Annotated in this window: 17 protein-coding genes; 12 read left to right on the forward strand and 5 right to left on the reverse strand. The window is 64.2% G+C overall.

From position 1 onward, the window contains the following. Window positions 1-118 precede the first annotated feature (118 nt). The 9 genes from GGD65_RS10580 (at window position 119) to GGD65_RS10620 (ending at window position 9,412) form a co-directional block, all read left to right on the forward strand. Window positions 119-1,552: a basic amino acid/polyamine antiporter gene (locus tag GGD65_RS10580; protein ID WP_018318092.1), complete on the forward strand. Its 1,434-nt coding sequence runs from the start codon at window positions 119-121 to the stop codon at window positions 1,550-1,552. A gap of 26 nt (window positions 1,553-1,578) precedes the next feature. Further along, on the forward strand, window positions 1,579-2,841 hold the full coding sequence (gene arcA, locus GGD65_RS10585) for an arginine deiminase (RefSeq protein WP_179735924.1): 1,263 nt from the start codon (window positions 1,579-1,581) through the stop codon (window positions 2,839-2,841). A gap of 142 nt (window positions 2,842-2,983) precedes the next feature. Further along, window positions 2,984-3,805: an outer membrane beta-barrel protein gene (locus GGD65_RS10590; protein ID WP_183235237.1), complete on the forward strand. Its 822-nt coding sequence runs from the start codon at window positions 2,984-2,986 to the stop codon at window positions 3,803-3,805. Between the two features lie 593 nt (window positions 3,806-4,398). Then, a complete protein-coding gene (locus GGD65_RS10595) occupies window positions 4,399-5,607 on the forward strand; it encodes an ATP-binding protein (RefSeq protein ID WP_183235238.1) in 1,209 nt (402 codons plus the stop codon). A gap of 59 nt (window positions 5,608-5,666) precedes the next feature. Next, the gene (locus GGD65_RS10600; protein ID WP_018318087.1) at window positions 5,667-6,290 is read left to right on the forward strand and encodes a response regulator transcription factor; all 624 of its coding nucleotides are present in this window, start codon (window positions 5,667-5,669) and stop codon (window positions 6,288-6,290) included. 168 nt (window positions 6,291-6,458) lie between these two features. Further along, the gene (locus tag GGD65_RS10605) at window positions 6,459-7,094 is read left to right on the forward strand and encodes a response regulator transcription factor (RefSeq protein ID WP_026201965.1); all 636 of its coding nucleotides are present in this window, start codon (window positions 6,459-6,461) and stop codon (window positions 7,092-7,094) included. A gap of 129 nt (window positions 7,095-7,223) precedes the next feature. Next, window positions 7,224-8,570 (forward strand): hypothetical protein, encoded by a 1,347-nt coding sequence (locus tag GGD65_RS10610; RefSeq protein ID WP_183235239.1) that lies wholly within the window; start codon window positions 7,224-7,226, stop codon window positions 8,568-8,570. A gap of 12 nt (window positions 8,571-8,582) precedes the next feature. Further along, a complete protein-coding gene (locus GGD65_RS10615) occupies window positions 8,583-9,092 on the forward strand; it encodes a DUF2249 domain-containing protein (protein ID WP_179735918.1) in 510 nt (169 codons plus the stop codon). Beyond that, the gene (locus GGD65_RS10620) at window positions 9,089-9,412 is read left to right on the forward strand and encodes a metal-sulfur cluster assembly factor (RefSeq protein WP_183235240.1); all 324 of its coding nucleotides are present in this window, start codon (window positions 9,089-9,091) and stop codon (window positions 9,410-9,412) included. The genes GGD65_RS10615 and GGD65_RS10620 overlap by 4 nt, the downstream gene beginning before the upstream one ends. A 17-nt stretch (window positions 9,413-9,429) precedes the next feature. Here GGD65_RS10620 and GGD65_RS10625 read toward each other — a convergent pair whose 3' ends face one another. Both GGD65_RS10625 and GGD65_RS10630 read right to left on the reverse strand, forming a co-directional pair. Next, window positions 9,430-10,026 carry a UbiX family flavin prenyltransferase gene (locus GGD65_RS10625; RefSeq protein ID WP_183235241.1) on the reverse strand — a complete coding sequence of 199 codons (597 nt, stop codon included), beginning with the start codon at window positions 10,024-10,026 and terminating at the stop codon, window positions 9,430-9,432. A 1-nt stretch (window position 10,027) separates the two neighbouring features. Continuing rightward, window positions 10,028-11,551, reverse strand: coding sequence for a UbiD family decarboxylase (locus GGD65_RS10630; RefSeq protein WP_183235242.1), 1,524 nt, complete (start codon window positions 11,549-11,551; stop codon window positions 10,028-10,030). Window positions 11,552-11,651: 100 nt separating this feature from the next. Between GGD65_RS10630 and GGD65_RS10635 the strand changes: the two genes are divergently transcribed. From GGD65_RS10635 to GGD65_RS10645, 3 genes are read left to right on the forward strand one after another with little or no spacing between them, the layout of a single operon-like run. Then, window positions 11,652-12,197: an SCP2 domain-containing protein gene (locus GGD65_RS10635; RefSeq protein ID WP_018318081.1), complete on the forward strand. Its 546-nt coding sequence runs from the start codon at window positions 11,652-11,654 to the stop codon at window positions 12,195-12,197. Then, window positions 12,197-13,174: a peptidase U32 family protein gene (locus tag GGD65_RS10640; protein WP_183235496.1), complete on the forward strand. Its 978-nt coding sequence runs from the start codon at window positions 12,197-12,199 to the stop codon at window positions 13,172-13,174. The genes GGD65_RS10635 and GGD65_RS10640 overlap by 1 nt, the downstream gene beginning before the upstream one ends. A 27-nt stretch (window positions 13,175-13,201) precedes the next feature. Continuing rightward, the gene (locus tag GGD65_RS10645) at window positions 13,202-14,134 is read left to right on the forward strand and encodes a U32 family peptidase (RefSeq protein WP_179735912.1); all 933 of its coding nucleotides are present in this window, start codon (window positions 13,202-13,204) and stop codon (window positions 14,132-14,134) included. 23 nt (window positions 14,135-14,157) lie between these two features. On the opposite strand, the gene GGD65_RS10650 is transcribed toward GGD65_RS10645, so the two are convergent. The 3 genes from GGD65_RS10650 to GGD65_RS10660 are packed head-to-tail and all read right to left on the reverse strand — an operon-like array spanning window position 14,158 to window position 17,232. Beyond that, on the reverse strand, window positions 14,158-14,784 hold the full coding sequence (locus GGD65_RS10650; protein ID WP_179735910.1) for an FMN-dependent NADH-azoreductase: 627 nt from the start codon (window positions 14,782-14,784) through the stop codon (window positions 14,158-14,160). Between the two features lie 3 nt (window positions 14,785-14,787). Continuing rightward, window positions 14,788-16,362: an isochorismatase family protein gene (locus GGD65_RS10655; RefSeq protein WP_183235243.1), complete on the reverse strand. Its 1,575-nt coding sequence runs from the start codon at window positions 16,360-16,362 to the stop codon at window positions 14,788-14,790. Between the two features lie 21 nt (window positions 16,363-16,383). Further along, the gene (locus GGD65_RS10660; RefSeq protein WP_183235244.1) at window positions 16,384-17,232 is read right to left on the reverse strand and encodes an MBL fold metallo-hydrolase; all 849 of its coding nucleotides are present in this window, start codon (window positions 17,230-17,232) and stop codon (window positions 16,384-16,386) included. Between the last annotated feature and the right edge of the window lie 19 nt (window positions 17,233-17,251).

Genomic DNA, 17,251 nt, shown 5'->3' on the forward strand with positions numbered 1-17,251 from the left:
CCGGACCTCGACTAGGTAATCACCTGATTGGCCATGCGCGCTCCACGGCGCATCGTCCGGCTCGCAGCGAGCGACGCGGCCGCTGCGCCGACCATCGTTCGCGGTCCGAGGCCTTCACATGAGCGCGACGCCGTCGATTCAGAAGCTTTCGCTGTTTGCTCTGACGGCCATGGTGGTCGGCTCCATGGTCGGTTCCGGCATCTTCTCACTGCCGCGCACTTTCGGCATCGCAACCGGTCCATTCGGCGCCATCTTCGCCTGGTGCATCGCCGGCGGTGGGATGTACACGCTGGCGCGCGTGTTTCAGTCGTTGGCGGAGCGCAAGCCTGAACTCGACGCCGGTGTCTACGCCTATGCGAAAGCAGGTTTCGGCGATTATCCCGGCTTCCTCTCGGCGCTTGGCTACTGGATGGGAAGTTGCATTGGCAACGTGTCGTATTGGGTCCTGATCAAGTCGACCTTGGGCGCGTTCTTTCCCGTGTTCGGTGACGGCAATACCGTCACCGCCATCATCGTCGCCTCGATCGGGATCTGGCTCTTCCATTTCATGATCCTGCGTGGCGTGCAACAGGCCGCCGCGATCAACACCATCGTGACCATCGCCAAGATCGTGCCGATCCTGGTCTTTATCGTCATCCTGATCTTCGCCTTCAAGGCCGACCAGTTCAGCGACAATTTCTGGGGCGGCGAGGACATGCCGGACAAGGGTCTCTTCGAGCAGATCCGCGCGACCATGCTGGTCACGGTGTTCGTGTTCCTCGGGATCGAGGGGGCCAGCGTCTATTCCCGCTATGCCAAGGAACGATCCCATGTCGGCGCGGCGACGATCATCGGCTTTGTGATGGTGACCAGCCTGATGGTGCTCGTCACCATGCTGCCCTACGCCGTGCTGCCGCGCGCCGACATCGCCGAGATGCGACAGCCGTCCATGGCGGCGGTGCTGGAGGCCGTGGTCGGGCATTGGGGCGCGGTCTTCGTCAGCATCGGACTTCTGGTTTCGGTGCTCGGGGCTTATCTCGCCTGGAGCTTGATCTGCACCGAAGTTCTTTCGGCCGCGGGCCGCACCAGGGATATGCCGGCCCTGTTCGGCACCGAGAACGAGAACAAGGTCCCGGCTGCGGCGCTGTGGCTGACCAACATCGTCGTCCAGCTCTTCGTCATCAGCACCTACTGGTCGCGGGACGCCTTCTCGCTGATGCTCAATCTGACGAGCGTCATGAATTTGATCCCGTTTTTCCTCGTCGCCGCCTACGGGCTCTTGCTGGTCAAGCGAGGCGAGACCTATGAGAAGCGCCCGGACGCGCGTCGAAGCGGGCTGATCTTTACCGGCATTGCGCTGATCTACACGCTCTTCCTGATCTATGCGGCCGGAATGAAATATCTGCTGCTGTCGGCCATCCTCTACGCGCCCGGCACGGCACTGTATTTGTGGGCGCGCCTCGAGCAGAAGGCGAGAGTCTTCACCTTCGTCGAGTGGATCATCTTCATTGTCGTTGCGATCGGCGCGGTCGTCGGCGTTCATGGCCTGGCCACGGGCTACATCACGATCTGAGCGGAGCAGTTCCGGAGATAGGCCTCATGACAAAGCAGACATCGGATGCAGGGATTCCCTTCGGTGTTCATTCGGAAGTCGGCCAGCTGCGCAAGGTGCTGGTCTGTTCGCCGGGGCGGGCCCATCAACGTCTGACGCCGACGAACTGCGACACCTTGCTCTTTGACGACGTCCTATGGGTCGACAACGCCAAGCGCGATCATTTCGATTTCGTGCAGAAGATGCGCGACCGCGGAATCGAAGTCGTCGAGATGCACAATCTCCTCGCCGACACGGTCGCGATTCCGGAGGCGAGGACGTGGATCCTCGACAACCAGGTGATCCCCAATCAGGTTGGCCTCGGCCTGATCGACGAGCTGCGCGCCTATCTGGAAAGCCTCAAGCCGCGCGAGTTGGCGGAGACGCTGATCGGCGGATTGTCGACCCAGGACTTTCCAGAAGCCCGCGGCGGCGAGACGCTCAGGCTCATCCGGGAAGCGGCCGGCATGACCGAGTATCTTCTGCCGCCCCTTCCCAACACCCTGTACACGCGCGATACGACCTGCTGGATCTACGGGGGCGTTACGCTGAATTCGCTGTTCTGGCCGGCGCGCCACGAAGAGCCTATCCTCGCCGCTGCGATCTATAAGTTCCATCCGGATTTCGCCGGCAAGGTCAATGTCTGGTGGGGCGATCCGACACAGGATCACGGCCTTGCGACGCTTGAGGGCGGCGACGTGATGCCGATCGGAAAAGGCAACGTGCTGATCGGATTGAGCGAGCGTACTTCGCGGCAGGCCATCAGCCAGCTCGCTGCCGCCCTGTTCAAGAAGAAGGCGGCCGAGCGCGTGATCGTGGCTGCCATGCCCAAGCTTCGAGCGGCGATGCATCTGGATACGGTCTTCACATTCGCCGATCGCGATTGCGTGCTGCTTTATCCGGACATCGTCAACAATATCGCGGCATTTTCCTACCGTCCGGCCGACAACTCCGCAGGCATCGAGCTGCGCAAGGACGAAAAGCCCTTCGTCGAGGTCGTCGCAGAGGCGCTTGGGCTGAAGAAGCTGCGCGTGGTGGAGACGGGCGGAAATGCCTATATGCGCGAGCGCACCCAGTGGGATAGCGGTGCCAATCTCGTCTGCGCATCCCCTGGCGTCGTGTTCGCCTATGACCGCAACACCTACACCAACACGCTGCTGCGCAAGGAAGGCATCGAGGTCGTCACCATCGTGGGTGCGGAACTCGGACGTGGTCGCGGCGGCGGTCATTGCATGACCTGTCCGATCACCAGGGACGCGGTCGACTATTAGGCCCGCATCAGTCAATGCGGCCTGTTACGAAACGATGATCGATCTGATCAACCCATGATTTAGTCCGAGAACATTAACACGCCACAATCGTGTCACAGCCTGACGCGAATCCCGATGCACGCGACAGCCATCGAGGGACGCCATGCGAAGATCCAGAATTCTTCTGCCGATCTTTGGTCTGCTCGGCGCGAGCACGGCAGGTGCAGCCGACCTTGATGTCACCGAGTTCAAGACGATCGCGACCCCTGTGCCGTACACCTCAGTACCATCCTGGAGCGTCGTCGGTTCCATCGCGCCCACCTTCACCGACAACGCCCTGTTTACCCGCGACAACCGCAAGTCGGACGTTTACTACGTGCCCGACGTGAGCGTCCGGCTGGACGGGAACCTCAGCAATGACCTGTCGTACCGCCTCTATGCACGCGCGCAATATGAAGCGTTTTCGCGGGAGAAGGACGGCAACTTTGCCGTCGCGCGGATGGGCGGGCGCCTGACCCAAAATTGGGACGGCTGGCGCTTCTCCGCCATTTACGAGCATCGCTACGATTTTGACGGAATCTACCGCGACCTCGCCTTCACCTCGAACGATGTGATGGGCTCGCTTGCGCGCGACTTCCGCTTCAACAACGCGACGTTTTCGCCATTGCTGCTCCTGACCTATCGATTTTCCGACCTGGCGGAGGCGCGCCGCTGGCGCTTTGACGCCGTGCTCGGTATCGAGGTCAAGCTCGATTCCAAATGGTCGATTGTGAGCACGCCGTTGTTCGAAGCTTACTGGTTCACCGATGGACTCAATAGCGGGCGGCGCGATCAGCTCTATTCGGCGGACGTCGGTCTGAAGTATAATTTTGCGAGCAATGTGTCGCTCACCACGACCGTGCTGTACGAGGCGCGAACGTCGAACGTGCCGCTACGGCGATATAGGGACGTTCGCATCGGCCCTCGTCTGGACTTCGCATTCTGAGAGGTATCCGATCGATGCACGCAAGAAGCTTGTCGCTGTTGATCGGCATTGTTGTGGGCATCGCGGCGGCATCCGTTGCCGCTGCCGATCCGCGTGACGCCGTCGATCGAAGCCAGCGTCTTGATACCGATGCGCTTCGGGACGATGCTGCGACAAACCGTCTGACGCCGCCATCGCATCCCCTGCAGATTGCACCGCCTCCGACGACTCCGAAAGCAAGGACGGAACGCAGGAGGAAGTCCGGCGCAAATGGTGGCAGCAGCCGCTAGCGTCATCGGTACAAAGGTAGGCATGGGCGCCGCGGGAGTTTGTTGTCCCGGAACTCCCCTGCTCGGAACTCCGCATTTTTAATCTCTGTTGCGCCAAATTCGAACCCTCAGAACCGCTTTGTCGCTCAGCGCAGACGGCGCGTCGCGGATTCAAGATTTTAATCCCATGGAAATGCTACCTCTTGTTGTGTGTCGGTTCCAGGGTGTATAGTCGGATCGGCTCCAAGGCGCGTCCGCGAGCCGGCGAGGGGAGATGTCCCCGAACAGGCGAGCGGACACAGGCGATGCTGTTGTCAGCGTCGCGATGTCGCCGGAGAAGAGTGAGTGCGTATCGTGAAGGTACATGTCTCCCCCGCCAGCGAGTCGCATCGAACCGGCCTCGGGAACTGGCTGCGGACAGGTTCGGAACAATCAATCGAAGCGCTCTATTGGACGTTTTCGGCTGATCTCCTCTTCGTCGTGCGTCCGTCTCCTGAAGGGCGCTTCGTCTATGAGGCGATCAATCCGGAGTTCGGGTCCCGGCTCGGTCTCTCGCCGGAAGACGTCTACGACATGGATGTGTTCGATTGCATGAACGCGGACGACGCTAGAATCGTCTGCCAGGCGCTGGGGGCGTGCGTTGCGGAAGGAGCGGAAATCAGGATCCGGCAGCGTCTCGCGTTCGGCGGCTCGCCCCGGAACGTCGAAACGGTAGTAACTCCGGTCGTTCAATCTTCGTGTGGTGGTGCGGTTCGCTTGATCGGCAGCCACCGCGCCCTGCGCAGCCGCGCGTTCGAGAGCGGGGTCGGACACGGCAACGGGCTCGACGTGAATCTCGGCCTGGTATCGATCCAAGAAGGTATCCAGCAGCGGATAGCGTCCGATCTCCACGATTCGACCTGCCAGCACCTGATTGCCGCGAGTCTCGGTCTCATGCGGATCCGAAGCAGCATCGGCGAACCGGACTTGGCCGAGCGGCTCTGCGACGAAATCGATGCATCGATCGATGAAGCCCTCCGGGAAATCCGCGCCTTTGCCTATCTGCTGCATCCCCGGAACCTCGCCGGTGAGGGCCTGAAGGCTGCGATCGAGCGGTACGCGGAGGGATTTGCGGCGCGCACGTCGTTGCGCGCGAGTGTCAACATCGTGCCGGATGTGGATCGGCTGCCTTACGAGACGAAACGAACGTTGCTGCGGGTCGTCCAGGAAGCGCTGACGAACGTCTTCCGTCATGCGAACGCGACCGAGGTGGCCATCGTCATCGATACCGCGGACGGCCGGTTTCACCTGACGCTCAGCGACAATGGAATTGGGCTCCCGCCGGGTTTCGGCAGGAGCGCGGTGTCTGTTGGTGTCGGAATTCCGGCGATGCAAGCGCGGCTGCACGAGATCGGAGGTACGCTCGACATCCAATCCAGTCGCGCGCCGCGGCATGCCGGCACGGTGCTGTGTGCAGTATTTCCCTATGCTCCATCGGCGAACAGGGCCAATCGCCGCGGGGCCACGACAAATGCAAGGGCCCGCGCAGGCGCACAATCAGCGAAAAAACACTAACCGCGGGGCGACGGGCCGGGTCACGGCCCATCGCCGATGCGGATTCGGAGTGCTCTGCCATGAAGCGAATTCTCATCGCGGACGATCATGAGGCGGTACGGTCGGGCTTGCGGGCGGTGCTCGAGCAACGGGTGGATTGGGAGGTGGTCGCCGAGGTGAATGACGGCGGCATGGCGGTAGCAGCCGCGATCGAAAGCCGGCCCCACGTCGCCATCGTCGACTTCTCGATGCCGCGCATGACCGGCGTCGAGGTGGCGCGGCGGATCAGAGAGTATCCGCTGCAGACCGAGGTGCTGATCTTCACGGTGCACAATTCGGGCTTGCTTGCCCAGCAAGCATTCGAGGCGGGGGCGCGTGCATTCCTGGTGAAGTCCGACGCCAACAAGCTGCTTGTCGCAGCTGTCGAAGCCTTGTTGCTGCACCGGCCATTCTGGCCCCGGAAGACCGAACTCGACCATGCGCCGCGGACCAACGGCGAGCGGCATCACGAACTCACGGCCCGCGAGCAACTGGTCGTCAAGCTGGTCGCGGAGGGATACAGCAACAAGGGCATCAGTGCGATCCTCGATCTCAGCGTCAAGACCACCGAGGCCCATCGGGCAGCCGCGATGCGCAAGCTGGAGGTGAACTCGACGGCGGGGCTGGTCCGGTACGCCGTTCGGACCGGGCTGGTCGAGGCTTGAAACGGCGATATTGGCGAGCAATACGGGCGTCGGTACCTTCGCCCGGAGATATCAGGGTTTTGTGGGATAACGATTCCATCCACGCTCCCTATGATCGTTCGACTGTGCTGCCGGTTTGCTGCCGGTATCGGCCCGGAAGCGCAAAGGTCGGCCAACGGGAACGACACGGTGAAACGCATCTTGATTGCGGATGATCATGAAGTTGTGCGTTCCGGGCTGCGTGCAATCATCGAAGCGCATTCCAGCTGGATCGTGAGCGGCGTGGCGACCGATGGCGAGCAGGCGGTCGCGCTGGCGCTCGAGACCAGGCCGGACATCGTGATCGTCGATTATTCCATGCCGGTCATGAACGGGTTGGAGGTCAGTCGCCGCCTCAAGGCACTCCACCTTGGCGCGCAGGTCCTGATCCTGACGATGCACGAGAGCGAAGAGCTTCTGACCGAAGCCATTCTGGCCGGGGTACGCGGGTTTCTGTTCAAGTCAGACGCACGCAAGCACCTCATTTCCGCCATCGAGGCCCTGCTGGACGGCAGGCCTTACTTCACCAGCATCCTGTTGGAGAGGCTGCTGCACGACTACCAGGGCAACAAGGAGAATCGGACCGACATGCTGCTGACTTCGCGCGAGCAGAGCGTGGTCCAACTGATCGCGGAGGGGCATACCAACAGGTCGATCAGCTCCATCCTGAAATTGAGTGTGAAGACCGTCGAGACCCATCGCGCCTCGGCCATGCGCAAGCTCAGGATGTCGTCCACCGCTGAGCTCGTCCGCTATGCGATCCGCAAGAAGTTGGTCTTGCCCTGAACAGATGCTGATGTCGGCAGTCGCGAAAGGCGCCGGAGTTTGCGCCTCGACAAAGTGGTCGTGACTGCAACCGCTTACCTTTTCGTGCGCCGACACGGGTTTCGTGTTGCACGCGATGGGAAGCAAGCCGTGATTGGAACCAGCCCCTGTAGATGGGCCATCAGTTACTTCGCGGTCGCAATCGTATGGCTGCTGCTTGCGGAAGTGCTTGTTGTCGCCGGGTTCGGTTTTCCGAACCACGACATCGGCGGCCCGGACACGCTCGTCATCGTGCACATGGTCAGCATCGGCTGGTTGAGCACGGTCCTGTGTGGCGCGCTGTTCCAGTTCGTGCCGGTGCTGGTCGCAAGGCCGCTCTATGCGGAGCGCTGGACACTGCCGGCTCTGGCGCTGCTGACGCTTGGGCTGACCATCCTGCTCGCGGGCTTCCTGACGCTTGGCGGGCACTTCACCGGGCCGCCCTGGCTGCTTCCGGTCGGCGCGAGCCTGCTGATTGCCGGTTTCGCGTTGGTCGTTGCCAATCTCGGCATGACGCTCTGGTCGGCCCGTCCGCTGCCGGGGCCGGCGCGGTTCGTCGCAGCCGGGCTTGCCTGCATCTGTGTCACGGCGGCATTCGGCGGCATGTTCTCTCTGGTGCTGTCCGGAACCGCCGTCGGCACGCAATGGCCGGACCTGCTGGTGTCCGGCGTTCCGATCCACGCGATTGCCGGGCTTGGCGGATGGCTGACATTCACGGCCATGGGCGTCAGCTATCGCCTGCTGGCGATGTTCATGCTCACGCCCGACGGCGATGCGCGGCTGGGCCGGCTGGCCTGGCTTGCCGGCGTTGCCGCGCTGGCCGTCGGAGCTGTCGGCGGCGTGCTCGCACTCTGGCGCGCGACCGGGGTGAATTTGGCACTTCTGCTGGCAGGAGTTGCGGCGCTGCTGTCGCTAATCGCCTACGGCCGCGACATGCTCGGCCTGTACAGAGCCCGCAAGCGCCGCGCGCTCGAGCTCAATACGCGCATGAGCCTCGTTGCGCCGGCGAGCCTGGTTGCGGTCGCAATCCTCGGCGCCGCGTTCGTCGCGACCGGCTCTCTCCCGTCGCATGTCGGAGCGCTCGCCTTTCTCGGCGCGTTCGGCTGGCTCACTGGCCTCGTGCTCGCCAATCTCTACAAGATCGTCCCGTTCCTGACCTGGCTCGAGACCTACGGTCCGGTGATGGGCAGAGTGCCGACGCCCCGCGTGCAGGATCTCGTTGACGAGCGCCGCGCGTTGAAATGGTTCGTGCTGTTCTTTGCCGGAAGCTGGGCGGCAACCCTGATGCTCCTGGTCGACGCGGCACTCGGCTTCCGCATCGCCGTCGCCGCCGTGACGCTCGCGACGCTCGGCCTGGGCGAGGAGTTCATCAGGGCAAGGCGGCTTGCGGACGTGGCGGAGCCGCTGCGTCTGCCGACCGGAGCAGTCGTGCCCCAACTGTTGGTCTCGCGAAATTGAAAGGAGACTGCAATGACCGAGTTCATCGACGTCGATGTCCGGCCGATCCTGCGTGCAGGCGGCGAGCCGTTCTCGATCATCATGGCCGCGCTCGCGCGGCTCGCGCCCGGGGAGGGGCTGCGGCTCTATGCCCCCTTCAAGCCGGTGCCCCTGTTCGACGTCATGGCGAGCAAGGGCTTTGCGCATCGGGAGGCCGAGCTCGAAGGCGGCGAATGGGAGATCCGGTTTCTGCCGGACGACGGCTCGCCCGATGCGGCTGAACCGGCGCCCGCGGCGGCGAGTGGTGGCGATTGGCCGGAGCCCGCGGTTCATCTCGACAACCGCGACCTCGATCCGCCGGAGCCGATGGTCCTGATTCTGGCTGCAGTGGAGCGGCTCGCCCCCGGGCAGACGCTCTGCGCCTTGCTCAGTCGTGAGCCGGTCTTCCTGTTTCGGGAGCTGACCAAGCGCGGCCATCAGTGGCGCGGCGGCTTCACGCCGCAGAAGGATTCCTATCAACTGACCGTGAGGGTGCGCGCATGAATTTCAACGATGATGATCTCGTGGAGCAGATCAGGCAGGCGCTGAAGGTTGTGATCGACCCCGAGCTCGGCCACAACATCGTCGATCTCGGCTTCATCTATGATGTGTCGGTCGAGGACGGTGCCGCGCACATCACCATGACGGCGACGACACCGGGTTGTCCCGCCGCATCATTTCTCAAGGAGGGCGTCGCCAACAGCGCGTGCCTGGTTCCTGGCGTGCGATCGGTCGACGTCACCATGACGTTCGAGCCACCTTGGCAACCCTGGATGATCGCGCCGGGCGTCAAGGCGTCGCTCGGATTTGCCGAGGTGAACTGATCCGCCGAGGCGGCCGGCTAGACGCCTTCGGCGCCCGGGCCGGACCAGATCCTTGCCGGTATTCGAAGCTTTGCAAGGTCGAGCAGGTTGATCGCCCGGGCGGCGATCTGGTCGATCACCCCATCCAGCGACTGTGGTTTCAGATAGAAGGCCGGCATCGGCGGGGCGATGATCGCGCCGATCTCGGTCGCCTGCAGCATCGCTCTGAGATGACCGAGATGCAGCGGGCTCTCGCGGACCAGCAAGATCAGGCGGCGCCGCTCCTTGAGCTGCACGTCGGCCGCGCGCGTCAGGAGGTTGTCGAGCTGCCCCCAGGCGATGGCCGAGAGCGTGCGGATCGAGCACGGCGCCACGATCATGCCCGCGACCGGATACGAGCCGCTGGCGATCGCGGCGCCGATATCGGAATGAAGATGATGGCGGAAGGCGAGGGCGCGCAGCCGCGCCAACGCATCGCTCCCGACTTCTTCGTTCAGCGTACGCTCTGCCGCGGGCGAAACCACGAGGTGCACCGCGTAATGTGGATCATCGGCCAGAAGCTCGACGATGCGCATGCCGATCGCGGCGCCCGAGGCGCCGCTGATGCCGACGATGATGCCTTGCCGCCCGCTCATGTCAGGACAGCGCGCGCATGGGCGTGCCCGACAGGCCGAGGCTCGACCACATCGCATCGACACGCGCGACCACGGCGGGATCCATGGCCAGCGGAACGCCCCATTCGCGATCCGTCTCCGGCGGAATCTTCGTGGTGGCGTCGATGCCGAGCTTGCCGCCGAGACCGGATTTCGGCGAGGCGAAGTCGAGATAGTCGATCGGCGTATCGGTAAGCGTCACGAGATCGCGCGAGGAATCGCTGCGCGTCGAGACGGCCCACATCACCGCGCGCCAGTCGCGGATGTCGATGTCGTCGTCGACCACGATGAGGAGCTTCGTGTAGCTGAACTGCGGCAACATCGACCACAGGCCCAGCATCAGTCGCCGCGCCTGGCCGGGATAGCGTTTCTTGATCGCCGCGATCGCGACGCGGTAGGAGCAGGCCTCCGGCGGCAGCCAGCAGTCGGACACCTCGGGGAACTGCTGCCGGATCAGCGGCACGAACAGCTGGTTGAGCGCCTCGCCGATCCGCGACGGCTCGTCAGGCGGCCGGCCCGTGAAGGTCGATAGGTACACAGGCTGACGCCGGCTGGTGATCGCCGTCACGCGCATCACCGGGAATTTCTCGACGGAATTATAGTACCCGGTGTGATCGCCATACGGCCCCTCGGGCGCGGTTTCGGTCGCGGAGACGAAGCCCTCGATGACGATTTCGGCCTCGGCCGGGATCGCGAGCGGGACGGTGAGGCATGGTGCGAGGTCAGGCCGCTCGCCGCGCAGGATGCCGGAAAAGCGCAGCTCGGACAGCGTTTCGGGCAGCGGCAGCACGGCGGCAAGGATCGTGGCGGGATCGGCGCCGATGACGATCGCGACCGGCATGTCGCGCCCGAGCGCCTTCCATTGCTGGTGATGCCTTGCGCCGCCGCGATGCGCCAGCCAGCGGATGATGGCGCGGTCGCGGCCGAGCACCTGCATGCGGTAGACGCCGACATTCTCCTCCTGGTCCGCCGTCGCGGATTCCGGCGGCAAGGTGATCACGAGTGGCCAGGTGATCAGCGGCGCCGGCTCGCCGGGCCAGCAGATCTGGACCGGCAATCTTGCAAGATCGACGTCGGGTCCCATCGCGACGCAGTCCTGGACCGGGGCCGCCGCGCGCGTGCGCGGGCGCGTCGCCAGCGCGGCGCGCGCGAGCGGGAGCTTCTCGAGGACATCCCTGATGCCGTGCGGTGGTCGCGGTGCGCGGAGCTCGGCCATCAACTCGCCGAGCTTTCCAAGACGGTCGGGCGCGATGCCCATGCCCCATGCGATCCGCTCGACCGTTCCAAACAGATTGGTGAGGAGCGGCATCTCCGACACGCTGCCGTCGGCCTTGACGGGCTGCTCGAACAATAATGCCGGTCCGTGCGCGCCGAGCACACGCCGGTGAATTTCCGTGATCTCGTGGACGACGGAGACCTTCTCGCGAATGCGTCGCAACTGTCCCCGGCCTTCGATGAAGCGCAGGAAGTCGGACAAGTCGCGAAAGCGCGGCACATCACGTTGCAACTGGACAAGCTCCTAAAAAATGAGAGCTAGCCGGGTTGTTTTCGGTCTTCATTGTTCCCGCTCAAATACAGCGGCGTGCAATCCGTCCAGATGTGTGGCCATGAATGATCCGTCCGCCGCATCGCCCGGCCCGTTGCCGACGATTCCGCCGCTTGTCGCATTGGCCATGCGTCCGCTGCCTCTGCTGCCGCTGCAGCTCGCTCTCGGCGGTGTCCTGCAGCGGATCCATCGGCGCAACCCCGCAATATTCGACAGGCTCGGGGATCACGCGCGCGCGCGGTTCGGTATCAAGCCGATCGATCTGCCGTTCGCCTTCGTGGTCGAGGCCAGGCCGCCGCGCCTGTCGGTGGTGCGTGACTTGCCGCGCGGTCTGGATGCGCGGATCTCGGCTTCGCTCGCCAATCTTCTGGCGCTGCTCGAAGGCAGGGTCGATGGCGATGCCCTGATGTTCTCGCGTGAGCTCGTGGTCGAGGGCGATGTCGAGGCGGTGCTGGCGCTGCGCAATGCGATCGACGACGCCCAGCTCGATCTGGCCGAAGAGCTGTCCTCGCTGTTCGGTCCGCTGGGCGCGCCGGCGAGGCGGGCCTTCGAGGCTACCCGTGGCCGCGTGATCGCCTCATCCGGCCATGGCGGGCAATCGAGATGATGGAGCTGATCTGTCCCGCCGGCACGCCGGCGGCGTTGAAGAGCGCCATCGATGCCGGCGCCGATGCGATCTATTGCGGCTTCAACGACGAGACCAACGCGCGCAATTTTCCGGGGCTGAATTTCAGCCGCGACGAGCTGCGCAAGGGGATCGCGCTGGCGCATGGCCGCGGCGCGAAGATCCTGGTGGCCATTAACACCTTCCCGCGCGCCTCCGCGGTCGGCATCTGGCATCGCGCGGTGGACGATGCGGCGAGCGCGGGGGCCGATGCGCTGATCCTCGCCGATATCGGATTGATGGACTACGCCGCGCGGCGCCATCCGAACCAGCGCTTGCACGTCTCGGTTCAGGCCGCGGCCGCAAATCCCGATGCTATCGCATTCTACGCCGAGAATTTCGGGGCGCGGCGCGTCGTGCTGCCCCGCGTCCTGAGCGTGCCGGAGATTGCCGAGATCACCCGGGAATCGGCCTGCGAGACCGAAGTCTTCGTGTTCGGCGGCCTCTGCGTGATGGCCGAGGGGCGCTGTTCGCTGTCGTCCTATGCGACCGGCAAGTCACCGAACATGCAGGGCGTCTGCTCGCCGCCGAGCCATGTGACCTACGAACAGACTGCGGATGGGACGAAGTCCAGTCTGGGCGGCTTCACCATCAACCGGTTCGGGTCGAGCGAGCCTGCGGGCTATCCGACGCTGTGCAAGGGGCGCTTCTCGACCGCGCAGGGCGCCGGCTATATTTTCGAGGACCCCGTCAGCCTGGATGCCACGACGCTGCTCAAAGGCTTGCGCGATGCCGGCGTGACCGCGCTCAAGATCGAGGGCCGCCAGCGCGGCCGTGCCTATGTCGAGAGCGTGGTGCGCCATTTCCGCCATGCGCTCGCGGCGCTCGCGAGCGGCAGTGAGGCAGACATCGCAAGCCTGAAGCCGTTCACCGAAGGGCAGGCCTCCACGGTCGGCGCCTATCGCAAGACCTGGCGCTAATCTTTTCGAATAGGTGAGGTCCGGAAGATGCAACTCAGCCTCGGTCCCGTTCTGTACAATTGGGCGCCGGAACGCTGGCGCGACTTCTATTTCCGGATCGCCGACGAAGCGCCGGTCGACGTCGTATCCATCGGCGAGGTCGTCTGCTCGAAGCGCTCGCCGTTCTTCGCAGACTTCATTCCGGGCGTGGTCGAACGGCTGCAGAGCGCGGGCAAGCAGGTGTTGCTGGGTTCGCTGATCCTGGTTTCGCTGCGGCGTGAGCGCCGTCAGACCGAGGAGCTTGCGGCGGCCGAAGGCGGGCTGGTCGAGGTCAATGACCTGACCTGTCTCAGGGCGCTCGCAGGCCGGCCGCACGCGATCGGGCCGTTCGTCAACATCTACAACGAGGCGAGCGCGGCCTTTCACGCCGCGCGCGGGGCGAGGCGCATCTGCCTGCCGCCGGAGCTGCCGCTGGCCTCGGTGGCGACCATCGCAAGGGCTGTTCCCGATGCCACGATCGAAGTGTTCGCGTTCGGCAGGGTGCCGCTGGCCATCTCGGCCCGTTGCTATCATGCGCGCCTGCACAAGCTCGCCAAGGACAATTGCCGCTTCGTCTGTGAGAAGGACCCGGATGGTCTCCTTCTGAACACGCTGGAGCAGCAGGACTTCCTGACCATCAACGGGGTGCAGACCCTGTCGCACACCTGCGCCAATCTGCTGGGCGAGGCCGGCATCTTGCGTGAGAGCAACGTCGGCTCACTTCGCCTGTCGCCGCAGGATTGCGACATGGTCGTCGTCGCCAGGACCTTTCGCGACGTGCTGAACGGCCGTGACGATGTCGAGGGCGGCAACCGCCGGCTTGCGGCGGCCTATCCTGGTGTGCCGTTCTCGAATGGGTTTCTGTGGGCAGAGCCAGGGCACGTCTATCGTCAGGCCCGATCAGGCGACGCGCAAGGCTCGGCGCAAATCGGGCCTCTCTGAACGGGTTCGGCGTTGGCGGGCGCTCAGAAATTCGTGGCCATTGCGGCCAGACGTCGATGGGCCCTTTCCCGCGCAGCCTCAATCGGCTGCTGCGGTCCCGTGGTTGGCCCGATCGGCACGAAACGGACATTGTCGATACCGATGAAGCGCAGGATGTCTCGCAGGTAAGGCGTTGCCATGTCGATGCGGCCGCGGTTCATGCCGGTGGCAAAGTCGCTGCCGCTGGCGAGAATCACCAGCGTCGGCCGGTCCTTGAGCAGTGGCAGATAGCCCTGTGACGGGTCGAACCGGAACGTCAGCCCGGGCTGAACGATGATGTCGAACCACTGCTTGAGCTTGTAGGGAATGCTGAAGTTCCACATCGGCGTCGAGATCAGCACCCGATCGGCCAACGAAAACCGCAGCGCCATGCGCTCGGCCTCGGCAAAGCTGTCGCGTTGCGTGTCGTTGAAGGCTTGCCCGTTCATCCGTGCATATTTGGCCTCGGCGATGGGGCCCGAGAATTCCGGCATCCGCTCCCGCCAGAGGTCCACGACATCGAGGTCCCAGTCCGGCCGGACTTGGCGAAAGCCGTCAAGAAAGACGCGCGCGCCGGCACTTGACTCGGAGTCAGGACGTGGCGAGCAGGAGAGGTGCAAAATCTTTGCCACCGCTCATCCCAACGCCCTGATGACGGCATCTGCCCTCGTGACGATCGCGACGTTCTGCATGGCGAAATTGATCGACGCGTGGTGCCAGTCGGCGTTCATGGTCGAGCAGCAATCTTCGGGGACGATCATGAAGTAGCCCTTGTCCGCCCCGGTGCGGGCGGTGTGCTCGACCGACATGTTGGTCCAGGCGCCGGTGTTGATGATCATGTCGCGCCCGGTCGCCTTGAGGATCGTCTCCAGCCGAGTGCCCTCCCACGCGCTCATCCGCATCTTCTCGACGACGAAATCGCCGGGCCGGGGTTCGAGGCCGGAGACGGGCGCCGCGCCCCAGCTTCCGCGCACCATCGCCTTGCTGTCGACGAGGCCTTCGAACAGCGGTGCGTTCAGCGTGACGCCGGGCGCGCCCGGCTCGACGACGAACCAGACATGAATGATCGCAACGCCCCGTGCCCGCGCGGTCTCCGCGAGACGGCGGACATTCTCGACGACATGCTGCTGCTTCGCATGTCCCGGCGCACCGGAGTCGGCGAACGCGCCGCCGTCCATGACGACGTCGTTCTGGAGGTCCTGGATGATCATGGCACAGCGCTGCGGATCGAGCCGCATGTCGCCGTCAGCAAGGATAGGCGCCGCCGGCGAGGCGCTTGGCGCCGCGCCGCCGCTACTTCGCCGGCCGCTCATATAAGGCTCATGCCGCGGACCGACCTTGGTCGGGATCGCGTAGACCGAATGCGTCGAGGTCAGATAAAGCGTACGGAAATCCGGCCCGCCCCAGGCGAGGTTGGCGACCATCTCGGGCACCCGGACCTTGCCGAGCAGCTCGCCGCGCGGCGAATAGACCCAGACGCCGCCGGGCGCGGTGACCCAGACATTGCCGTGCTGGTCGCACTTCATGCCGTCGGGCAGGCCGGCCTCGAGCTCGGAGCGGATGCCGCTTGCGAACACCCGCGCATTCGACAGCGAGCCGTCGGCGTTGACGTCGAAGACGCGGATCAGCGCCTGCACGGTGTCGTTGACATAGAGCAGCTTCTCGTCCGGCGAGAAGCACAGCCCATTCGGCTGGTCGAACAGATTGCGCTCGACCACGAGCTTCGGTTCGCCGCCGGGCACGAGGCGATAGACGCCCTGGAAGCCGAGCTGACGCGGCCGCTCGACGCCATAGACCGGCATGCGGCCGTACCAGGGGTCGGAGAAATAGATCGCGCCGGAGGAGTGCACGCAGACGTCGTTCGGGCTGTTCAGCTCCTGGCCCTGGAAGTGCGAAGCCAGCACCTCGCGCCGCCCGTCCGGCCGCTCGCGGATCAGCGACGATGTCGCGTGCTCGCAGACGATCAGATTGAGCTCGGCATCATAGGTCATGCCGTTGCACTTGTTCGAGGGACGCTTGACCTCGACCACGCCGCGCCGCGCATCCCAGCGCCGGCGCACGTCACCCGGCATGTCCGAGAACAGCAGATAGTGATCGACCGGATGCCAGATCGGCCCCTCCGTGAAGTCAAAGCCGGTGCCGACCTGCGCGACCGGCGCATAGGGGTCGATCAGGGTTTCGAATTCGCTTCGCAAGGTGACGTGCGTCATCGGTCGATCCCCAAGATCATCTCAAGCCGGGAACCAGTTGCGTGCGGGCAGGGACTGCACGATCGGTCCGGGGACCTGATCGTGCAGGCGCCCGACGACGTTGCCGCCTTCGATCTTGGCGGGACGGTCGTGCACCGGCAGCAGATAGCGCGAATTGCTCAGCAGCTTCTTGATCGAGGCCTTCTCGGCGCGCTTGCTGGTGCCGTGGTTGCCCGTCGTGCGCGGCTCCCAATCGTGGATCTCGTTGAAGGGCGTCACGATCTGGTCGTTGAAATCGTAGATCACGTCGCCGCAGATGGTCGCAATCCCGTCGGCCGTCTCGACGATGACGTTCATCGAGCCCTCGGTATGCGCATTGGCGGCGTCGCAATAGACGCCGGGCATCAGCTCGATCGGGCCGGTGATCTCGAGGTCGAGGAAGCGCAGCGCGCTCTTGGTGTGAAGCCGGTCGATCAGGTGCTTGATGTCGGGCGCCGGATACTGCGGATGCATCAGGCCGGAGACGGAATATTCGAGCTCCTTGCGGTTGAGCACGACGGTCGTGTTCATCGGGAACAGATCGTCCTTGCCGGCGTGGTCGATGTGCAGATGGGTGTGGCAGACGAAGCGGACGTCGCCCATGCGCACGCCGTGGCGCGCGAGCTGGTTCTCGATCATGTTCTCGTGGTACTGCAGGCCGCGCATGCCCAGCGTCTCCATGATCTGGTTGGAGCGGTAGCCGGTGTCGACCACGACCGGATATTTCCCCCCGAGGATCAGGAAGCCGAGGGTGAGGACGCGGCGGATCCGACCGCAGTCGCGGCCGAGAACCAGAAAGCTCGATTCCAGTTCGATATCGCCATAGTCCAGGATCTTGATCTCCAGCGCCATTCGTTGCCCTCCCTCATCT

Origin of the sequence: Bradyrhizobium sp. CIR18, assembly GCF_014198295.1 — a bacterium.
GTDB lineage: Bacteria > Pseudomonadota > Alphaproteobacteria > Rhizobiales > Xanthobacteraceae > Bradyrhizobium.